At 32.5% G+C, this 8,524-nt stretch carries 13 protein-coding genes; all 13 read left to right on the top strand.

Going from position 1 to position 8,524, the window contains the following annotated elements; all coding sequences use genetic code 11:
- Window positions 1–28 precede the first annotated feature (28 nt).
- The 13 genes from acpS (at window position 29) to RYL55_RS07670 (ending at window position 8,398) form a co-directional block, all read left to right on the top strand.
- The gene (acpS, locus tag RYL55_RS07730) at window positions 29–409 is read left to right on the top strand and encodes a holo-ACP synthase (RefSeq protein ID WP_315008419.1); all 381 of its coding nucleotides are present in this window, start codon (window positions 29–31) and stop codon (window positions 407–409) included.
- A gap of 4 nt (window positions 410–413) precedes the next feature.
- A complete protein-coding gene (gene alr / locus RYL55_RS07725; protein WP_315008417.1) occupies window positions 414–1,529 on the top strand; it encodes an alanine racemase in 1,116 nt (371 codons plus the stop codon).
- Between the two features lie 18 nt (window positions 1,530–1,547).
- Window positions 1,548–1,886 carry a type II toxin-antitoxin system PemK/MazF family toxin gene (locus tag RYL55_RS07720; RefSeq protein WP_314110408.1) on the top strand — a complete coding sequence of 113 codons (339 nt, stop codon included), beginning with the start codon at window positions 1,548–1,550 and terminating at the stop codon, window positions 1,884–1,886.
- Window positions 1,887–1,994: 108 nt separating this feature from the next.
- The gene (locus RYL55_RS07715) at window positions 1,995–3,089 is read left to right on the top strand and encodes an ABC transporter permease (protein WP_315008415.1); all 1,095 of its coding nucleotides are present in this window, start codon (window positions 1,995–1,997) and stop codon (window positions 3,087–3,089) included.
- A 1-nt stretch (window position 3,090) separates the two neighbouring features.
- The gene (locus RYL55_RS07710; protein WP_315008413.1) at window positions 3,091–3,768 is read left to right on the top strand and encodes an ABC transporter ATP-binding protein; all 678 of its coding nucleotides are present in this window, start codon (window positions 3,091–3,093) and stop codon (window positions 3,766–3,768) included.
- Window positions 3,769–3,803: 35 nt separating this feature from the next.
- A complete protein-coding gene (locus RYL55_RS07705; RefSeq protein WP_315008411.1) occupies window positions 3,804–4,487 on the top strand; it encodes a response regulator transcription factor in 684 nt (227 codons plus the stop codon).
- A 58-nt stretch (window positions 4,488–4,545) separates the two neighbouring features.
- On the top strand, window positions 4,546–5,544 hold the full coding sequence (locus RYL55_RS07700; protein WP_315008410.1) for a HAMP domain-containing sensor histidine kinase: 999 nt from the start codon (window positions 4,546–4,548) through the stop codon (window positions 5,542–5,544).
- A gap of 159 nt (window positions 5,545–5,703) precedes the next feature.
- Window positions 5,704–6,042 carry a hypothetical protein gene (locus RYL55_RS07695; protein ID WP_315008409.1) on the top strand — a complete coding sequence of 113 codons (339 nt, stop codon included), beginning with the start codon at window positions 5,704–5,706 and terminating at the stop codon, window positions 6,040–6,042.
- 440 nt (window positions 6,043–6,482) lie between these two features.
- Window positions 6,483–6,887 carry a GNAT family N-acetyltransferase gene (locus RYL55_RS07690; protein ID WP_315008407.1) on the top strand — a complete coding sequence of 135 codons (405 nt, stop codon included), beginning with the start codon at window positions 6,483–6,485 and terminating at the stop codon, window positions 6,885–6,887.
- A gap of 35 nt (window positions 6,888–6,922) precedes the next feature.
- Window positions 6,923–7,051 carry a hypothetical protein gene (locus RYL55_RS07685; protein ID WP_315008405.1) on the top strand — a complete coding sequence of 43 codons (129 nt, stop codon included), beginning with the start codon at window positions 6,923–6,925 and terminating at the stop codon, window positions 7,049–7,051.
- 416 nt (window positions 7,052–7,467) lie between these two features.
- Complete coding sequence (locus RYL55_RS07680) at window positions 7,468–7,701, top strand: hypothetical protein (protein WP_315008403.1); 234 nt, start codon at window positions 7,468–7,470, stop codon at window positions 7,699–7,701.
- Window positions 7,702–7,790: 89 nt separating this feature from the next.
- Entirely contained in the window at window positions 7,791–8,027 is a 237-nt protein-coding gene (locus RYL55_RS07675; protein ID WP_315008401.1) for a hypothetical protein, read from the top strand.
- Window positions 8,028–8,164: 137 nt separating this feature from the next.
- A complete protein-coding gene (locus tag RYL55_RS07670; RefSeq protein ID WP_315008400.1) occupies window positions 8,165–8,398 on the top strand; it encodes a hypothetical protein in 234 nt (77 codons plus the stop codon).
- The last annotated feature ends 126 nt before the right edge of the window (window positions 8,399–8,524 follow it).

Below are 8,524 nucleotides of genomic sequence, written 5' to 3'. Positions count from 1 at the left end.
ACATTATGTTTTTAAAGGGAGTATTGAGATGGCGATTATTGGTGTCGGAATGGATGCAATTGAATTATCAAGAATTGAAAAAATTGTAGTACAAGATTCCTCCTTCATTCAACGAGTGTTAACTCCAAAGGAATATGCTGTGTATGAAACTTTAGGAATCAAAAGAAAAGTAGAATATTTAGCAGGAAGATTTGCCGCTAAAGAAGCTTATTCTAAAGCCTTAGGTACTGGAATAGGAAAGTCTGTTTCTTTTCAAGATATTGAAATTCTAAATGCTGAGACTGGACAACCCTTATTAACAGCTCCGCATCCTTATCAAAGACATGTAAGTATTACGCATACAAATCATGATGCGTATGCTGTCGTTATTTTAGAAGAGTCTCCCTCAAATATAGAAGAAAGAAAGTGAAGATATGTTTCCTGCGATTCATAGGAATACACGTGTAACTATTAATTTAAATGCGATTCAACAAAATATTAAAGCTGTTAAAGATCATTATCCCAATACAGATATTTTTGCCGTAGTAAAGGCAAATGCTTATGGACATGGAATGATAGAAGTGGCTAAAGCGGCTCATGAAGAAAGAGTTGCGGGATTTTGTGTCGCATTATTAGATGAAGCGATTCAATTAAGACAAGAAGGATTCAAAGAACCGATTCTAATATTAGGAATTAGCCGATTAGAAGATGTACCAATCCTTTGTGACTATCGTATATCTACTACAGTGAGCTCCTTAGATTGGTTAGAAAAAGCACAGACTCTAATTCCAGATGGAAAGCAACTAATTGTGCACCTAGCAATTGATACAGGGATGGGAAGAATTGGAGTTCGTACACCAGAACAAGTTCAAGAAATAGAACAATTTCTAAAAGCACAGCATTCGCAATTTATTTTTGAAGGTATCTTTACTCATTTTGCGACTGCTGATGAAGCAGATACGAGTCAGTTTGAACACCAATTGATAGCTTTCAACGAGTGTGTGGAAGCTTTAGAACAACGTCCAACTTATGTTCATTGTTCAAATTCAGCTGCGGCTATTTGGCATGAAGGATTAACTACAAATGTCATTCGCTGGGGGATTGGCTTGTATGGATTAAATCCTTCTAATGGAGGGTTAAGCCTTCCTGATACATTACCATTAGAAGAAGCATTAACTTGGGAAACGGAGATTGTTTTTGTAAAACAATTACATGCAGGGGACACAATTAGTTATGGTGCTACCTATACTTGTAGTGAAGATGAATGGATTGCCACATTACCAGTAGGATATGCAGATGGCTATCTTCGTGCGTATGCTCCTGGTGAAGTCATTGTTTCAGGGGTAAGATGTCCGATTGTTGGACGAGTATGTATGGATCAATGTATGATTCGTCTTCCTTATGAAATGCCTGTTGGAACAAAGGTAACTCTATTAGGAAAAAATGGCAATGAGTGCATTACTGCAGAAGAATTGTCTCATAGAAGCCACACGATTTCATATGAATCACTTTGTTTAATTAGTGATCGTGTGCCAAGAAGTTATAAATGATGATTAGGAGAAAGATAAATGGTAAAAAGAGGAGAAGTATATTTAGCGGACTTATCTCCTGTAGTAGGAAGTGAACAGGGAGGAAAACGTCCCGTTCTAATTGTTCAAAATGATGTTGGGAATCATTTTAGTACGACGGTAATTGTCGCTGCCATTACGGCAAAACATGAAAAAGCGAATTTACCAACGCATATTGAAATTCAAAAAGATCAATTTCAATTTAGTAAGGAATCTACTGTATTATTAGAACAAGTTCGTACCATTGATAAAGTGCGATTAATTGAAAAAATAACAGAAGTTGATGATGCCTTTATGGAAAAAGTAAATGAAGGACTCAGAATTAGTTTTGGGATTTAAAAGATAACCCGTTGTTTAATCAACGGGTTATTTTTTATCAATGTCATATTCAGGTCATATTTCTCTTTTATAGTAGAGACAAATATTAAAAATAAAGGAGAAATATACATGAAATTTGCATGGAATGAAATTAAATATCAACCGAAAAAATTTATTTTAATCGAGGTACTGATAGTCATTATGATGTTTATGGTGATTTTTTTATCTGGATTAACGAATGGTTTAGGCAGAATTAATACGGCACAAATTGAAAACTTTGGAGAAGTACAATACATTCTGTCCAAAGATTCTGAAGGAGTAATTCCTTTTTCAAATTTTACGAGTCAAAATGTAACAGAAATTGAAGTATTAGCATTGGAAGATTCATTTGGATTAGTGATTCAACGTTCATCTCTTACAAAAGAGGGAGAGGATAGTACACAAGATGTCACATTTTTTGCAATGGATCATTTAAATAAAGTTGTTGGTAAAGTAGAAACGATGGATTACTCATTAGAAAAATTAGGAAATCAAGAAGTAATCTTAGATGATTCTTATAAAGGAAAAGGCATTGCAGTAGGAGATATCATTCAAGATAAAGCTTCAAAAGAAAATTTAACAGTAGTAGCCTTTGCAAAAAATGCAAAATATGGACATAGTACGATTGGCTTTGTTAGTTCAGAAACATACGAAGCAATGCGTCAAAAAAATGATCCAACTTATACTTGGAAACCACAAACGATTGTAACGAGTCAAATAGTGGATGTAGATAAGTTGTCCACTGAGCTAATGGTACTTCAACCAAAACAATTAATTAAGAAAATCCCTGGATATACAGCTGAAAATATGACACTAACGATGATTACATGGGTATTACTAGTAGCGTCTTCAGCTATTTTAGGAGTATTTTTCTACATTTTAACATTGCAAAAATTACAACAATTTGGCGTGTTAAAAGCGATTGGAATGTCAATGAAAAAAATAACAGCTATTCAATTATCTCAAATTAGTATTTTATCAGTGATTGGAGTCGGAATAGGATTGTTATCAGCGTATGCAATGGCATTAGGACTTCCAAGTGCAATGCCATTTTATATGACATTAAAAGGGAATATTACGATTGCATTGAGCTTTATTTTTATCTCTGTTCTATGTGGAGCGTTATCGATTTTAAAAATTAAACAAGTAGATCCAATTGAAGTCATTGGTGGAAAGGGTGAATAGTATGTCAGTTATTGAATTGAAAAATATTACAAAATCATTTATGGACGGAATGCAAAAAAGAGAGATTCTCCATGATTTGAATTTAACCGTGAACAAAGGTGAATTTGTTGCGATTGTAGGGCCTTCAGGTTCAGGGAAATCAACGTTTTTATCGATTGCTGGATTATTATTATCTTCTGATTCAGGAGAAATCCGTATAGCAGACCAAAATTTAACGAATGTAACGCAAAGTGAATGGACTAAGAAGCGTTTAGAATTATTAGGATTTATTTTCCAAGATCATCAATTATTGTCTTATATGACAGTTGGAGACCAATTAGAAGAGGTTTCTAAATTAAAAGGAGAAAAAGATGCTGCTAAACGTAAAGAAGAAGTTCAAACATTATTAAAAGAATTAGGAGTAGAGGAGTGTTATCATTTATACCCAAATCAAATTTCTGGTGGACAAAAACAAAGAGTTGCCATTGCACGAGCATTTATTGGAAATCCGCAATTAATTTTAGCAGATGAACCGACGGCAAGTTTGAATCCGGAAAAAGCACAGGAAATTGCACAATTAATTCAAAGAGAAGTAAAAGAAAAACAAAAGAGTGCTATTATGGTTACTCATGACCGTTCTGTATTAGAATATGTGGACACTGTCTATGAATTAAAAAAAGGAAGTTTAGTTCGCCTGTAAGAAATATGCTATAATGTTCCTAGTAAGGAGGAACTATGTTTAGTATATTAGTTTGTGAAGATGATTTTGCGATTAAAACAATGATTTCAACAAAATTAAAGCAAGAAAATTACTCAGTCCATACCGTGCAAAATGGACAAGAAGCTTTAAATTTGATGGAAAAACAGCAGATTGATTTAGTTATTTCAGATATTATGATGCCTGAAATGGATGGTTATGAATTCGTTCAAACATTGCGAGAAACGAAGCATACATTGCCTATTTTAATGATAACAGCAAAATCTCAATTAGAATCGCTAGAAACAGCTTTTAAATTAGGGGTGGATGATTATATGGTGAAGCCTCTACGATTAGAAGAACTCGTTTTAAGAGTGAAAGCATTACTAAGAAGATCTCAACTAGAAGCAGAAAAAGTGCTGACGTTTACTCACACTCGATTGGATTATAACGCCTTAACAACGACGGATTTAACAACAGGAGAACAAGTACAAATTCCCCCAAAAGAATTTTTCTTGTTATATAAATTATTAAGTCACCCAGAAAAAATATTTACACGATTAGATTTGTTAGATGATATATGGGGAATGGAAGAAGATTATGATGAACGTTTAATCGATGCTTGTATTAAAAGACTTCGTCAAAAACTTAAAGGAAATGAAGATTTTGATATTGTAACCGTTAGAGGATTAGGCTATAAAGGAACAATGAAACATGGATAAACAAAAAGAAATTCAATTTTCACTTCGGAAATATTTTCTCCGCTTATTTTTTAGGATATTGATAGCGATAAGTTTGATTGGAGTAGCAGTCATATTTTTCCTAAAAAATCTTTTAAAAATTGAAACAAGTTTAACAATTTGGTTATTGATTTTTAGTGGCACGATTATTGTGATTGGAAGTTTAGTGATGTGGTGGGGATCCGTTCATTTAACACGTCCCATTTCTGATTTGAATGAATCAGTTAAAGCAATTTCTAAGGGGAATTATAATCATAAAATCCATCGTAGAAAATATCCAAAAGATACTGCAAAATATCATAATGAAATTGACCAATTAGCTCAAAATGTCAATCAGATGGCTGAAGATTTAAAGAAGAGTAGCCAACACCGTGCTGATTTTATAGCCAATTTCTCCCATGAATTAAAAACTCCCATTGCAGCATTAGTCGGAGTGAGTGATTTATTAGCAGATGAAAAATTGGATGAAGCTACAAGGAGAGACTTAACTCATATTTTACAATCGGAAAGTATGCGATTGAGCCGTTTATGTGATGATATTGTAACACTTACCAAAATGGAAAAGGACTTTTTGCCGCAGAAAAAAAGAGTTCAATTGGATGAACAAATTCGACATGCAGTTATTTTGATGACAGAAAAATGGAAAGAGAAAGACATTCACCTAACTTTTTCAAGCAAACCTGTCTATTGTCAAACGAATCCAGACTTGATGATGCAAGTTTGGACAAATTTAATTGATAATGCTATTAAATATTCTGGAGATACGGTAGAATTAATTATTGCGATTCTTGAAGAAAATGAGCACATAAAGGTTCAGATAGAAGACAAGGGGATTGGACTCTCTCCTGAAGCACAACGACATATCTTTGAACAATTTTACCAAGCAGAACACTCTCATGTTCAAGAAGGAAATGGATTAGGGCTTGCAATTGTTCAATCGATTGTGCATCGTCTACAAGGAGAAATCTCAGTAGAAAGCGAACTTGGAAAAGGAAGCATATTTGAAATTCTATTACCGATAGGAGATGAATCATTGTAAAATTGAAACTCAACGAGTTCCTGTAGAGAGGAGTTCGTTGAGTTTTTGTTTGTTTGAGATAGACTCGATAAGCAGAATAAAGGATTTTGATTGCTGAAAATAACTATTTCGTATATAGTTTGAAATGTAAGAGAATATAAGAAAAAAGAGGGATTTAATATGAGTCAATTATATGTGCATCGTAATCAAGTAAAACAAGGAATTGAATCATTAGAAGTAGCACTACCAATGGAGAAGGATTATTACTGTTTTGATTCTTACAAAGCATTAGCACATTTTATTTCAGAACATTGCTTCTCAGAAGAAGATGAATGGAAGAGCACATTACCATTTGAAAGAGAATTTGAAATTTGGAAAGAAAGCTTTGAAGCAGATCAGTTAAATTTAGACTATGACTTATTTATCGCAAGCTTATCTGAATATGATTATCAAACAATCTGTGAAGAGTATAAGTATGAGTTGCAAATTGATTACCGTGAAAGTGATGAAGGGTTGTAAGGTTGGAAGATAGTTGTTTATCTCTTAATCTGCCGGTTGCGTTTCACTCCTTTCTTTGTTACAATTTTCAGTAGGAACTAGGATGGACGAAACCGCCCTAGAAAAGAAAGCTATTTAAAGCATTTAAGGATTAGTTCGATTATCATCACAATCGTTGTAATGACCGTTGCAACAATGATAAACTTGTGATAGAATAATTGAACTTTTTCAATTATATCAAAGCACTTAACAAATTTTTTTTCAGTAGTAATACATACTTAACACTCATGCTCAGCTATCTAACGGCTGGGCATGATTTTTTATTTAGATTGAGATAAAGTCTATATCCAAAACAGCAAACACTCTAAAGCAAGTTTGGATAGAATAGCCTTTATAGAATACATAGATTGCCTTTGAGTGTTATAATAACTGTACAAAAAGGTATTGGAGGAATTACTAGCATGGAATTTATTCATAAAGTACCAAGTGTCGAAGCTTATAACAAATTGAGAGTTAACTCTGGGATGAATAGTACTAAGCCGAATTCTGAAGTTAAAAAGGCACTTGATGGGACACTTTTCGCCGTTTCTGTTTATGAGGATAACGAACTTATTGGACTAGGAAGAGTCGTAGGTGATGGAGGAATTACCTTTGTTGTGTCGGATATTATGGTGGATAAAAAGTTTCAGAGACGTGGAATTGCCAATAAAATGATGGGAATCATTGATCAATGGTTTGATGAAAATACACATGAGAGTAGTTTTATTACATTAGTAGCCAAAGTTCCGGCTGATAAACTTTATAGTAAGCATCATTTCTGTTATCTCCCAGAAAATCGAGTTGGGATGATTAGAGATAAATTATGATAAAAATTCATTAAGAAAAAAGGTGATGATGTAAAATGAAAAAAATGACAATGGTAGAAAAAGGTAAATTATTAGTAGAAGTAATGGAAAGTGATTTAACTCCTAAAGAAAAAGCTAAGAAATTAGAGTTTTTAAAGATGATTATGAAATGGAGAGTTTTTTAAAAATGACATTTCATGATATTTACATAGCAGTATTAGATCATTTAGGGATTGAAAAATATACAGGCGATAAATATTTGATAAAAAGATTATCTGAGATGTTGTAGTATTTTTTACTTAAACCATAGAAACAATTTACAAAGCATCTATTTAGAGGTAAAATATGGAAAAGTAAAAGTAGAAAAATATCGGGCCCTACACACCCTAACGGGTTCCTGAGAGGTGGGGAATGCCCGTCCCACTTACTTTTTTAGCACTTAATACTTGTTAAGTGCTTTTTTGTATAAAAACATCTAGTAAAGATTAGATATCAACTTGGTGGGACTGTCGGGATTCCTACATTTCCGATTGTTATAAGGTAGATAGAAATTAATGGATAAAAAATATAACGAAAAATTCAAAAAAGGAGATGGATCCAAATGAAGAAAATGACAAGAGCAGATAAAGAAGAATTATTAATGCAAGTTATGCTTAGTGATTTAACTCCTGAAGAAAAAGCTAAGAAATTAGAATGTTTTAAAGATGATTATGAAATGGATAATTTTATATCATTAACTTTTCACGATATTTATATAGCTGTATTAGATAATTTAGGTATCGAAAAATATACAGGTAAAAGTGAGTTGTTGAAACATGTATCTAGAGTTTTATAACGTTTATAGCTTAAATCAAGCCTCTATTAAAGAGTAGATAATTACTTAATAAAAAATATAACAGAATATTCGGAAAGTAGGGAACTATTATGGCTATAGTGGATAACGGAATATTTATTAGAAACGCTGTATTAAAGCATGATGTTTCAGATAAAACTATTAGAAAAATAAAAAGATTGGTGTCAGATAAGAATCCAATGCCAATAACTCATGCACCTATTGGTACTATTGCTTTAGCAGCACTAGATGTTCTTGGTATACAACCTTATAAGGGAGACAATCAGTTTGTACATTATTACAAGGAAATGTTTTCCAGTTATGAATAAATTTTGGCAAAAGATAGCATTCAGTAAAAATTAGATTCTAACTCAGGTAGGAGTGTTGAATCTCTTACATTTCTGAGCGTTATAATGCAAATAGAAATTAATCGATATAAAATTTTCAAAAAAGGAGATGAAGAACAATGAAGAAACTCACAATGATTAAAAAATGTAAATTAATAGCAACAGTTATGAAAAGTGATTTAACTCCAGAAGAAAAAGCAGAGAAACTATCTATTTTAAAAGATGATGATGAAGTGGAAACTTTTTCTAAACTAACTTTTCGTGAATTATATATAGCTATATTAGATAATCTAGGTATTGAAGAATATACAGGAGATGATGAATTAATCAAACACACAGCTCGTGTGTTTTAATACTAAATTTCATCTAAGCACTTAACAATCGTTAGGTGTTTTTTATTGGCAATTGAAATTTTAATAAAAAAGGGCTCTTTGTCAAATAGGGTTGATGAAACAATTTTAGTGAAGGAATTAAGCAGC

The sequence above is a fragment of the uncultured Granulicatella sp. genome (assembly GCF_963515615.1).
In the GTDB taxonomy this organism is placed as follows: domain Bacteria; phylum Bacillota; class Bacilli; order Lactobacillales; family Aerococcaceae; genus Granulicatella.
This window is presented reverse-complemented; position numbering and strand designations above follow the sequence as displayed.

Coding starts and splice junctions, on each gene's coding strand:
- RYL55_RS07675 (WP_315008401.1), top strand. CDS start 7,791: ATGGCTATAGTGGATAACGGAATATTTATTAGAAACGCTGTATTAAAG.
- RYL55_RS07720 (WP_314110408.1), top strand. CDS start 1,548: ATGGTAAAAAGAGGAGAAGTATATTTAGCGGACTTATCTCCTGTAGTA.
- RYL55_RS07705 (WP_315008411.1), top strand. CDS start 3,804: ATGTTTAGTATATTAGTTTGTGAAGATGATTTTGCGATTAAAACAATG.
- RYL55_RS07690 (WP_315008407.1), top strand. CDS start 6,483: ATGGAATTTATTCATAAAGTACCAAGTGTCGAAGCTTATAACAAATTG.
- RYL55_RS07685 (WP_315008405.1), top strand. CDS start 6,923: ATGAAAAAAATGACAATGGTAGAAAAAGGTAAATTATTAGTAGAAGTA.
- acpS (WP_315008419.1), top strand. CDS start 29: ATGGCGATTATTGGTGTCGGAATGGATGCAATTGAATTATCAAGAATT.
- RYL55_RS07680 (WP_315008403.1), top strand. CDS start 7,468: ATGAAGAAAATGACAAGAGCAGATAAAGAAGAATTATTAATGCAAGTT.
- RYL55_RS07710 (WP_315008413.1), top strand. CDS start 3,091: ATGTCAGTTATTGAATTGAAAAATATTACAAAATCATTTATGGACGGA.
- RYL55_RS07695 (WP_315008409.1), top strand. CDS start 5,704: ATGAGTCAATTATATGTGCATCGTAATCAAGTAAAACAAGGAATTGAA.
- RYL55_RS07670 (WP_315008400.1), top strand. CDS start 8,165: ATGAAGAAACTCACAATGATTAAAAAATGTAAATTAATAGCAACAGTT.
- alr (WP_315008417.1), top strand. CDS start 414: ATGTTTCCTGCGATTCATAGGAATACACGTGTAACTATTAATTTAAAT.
- RYL55_RS07715 (WP_315008415.1), top strand. CDS start 1,995: ATGAAATTTGCATGGAATGAAATTAAATATCAACCGAAAAAATTTATT.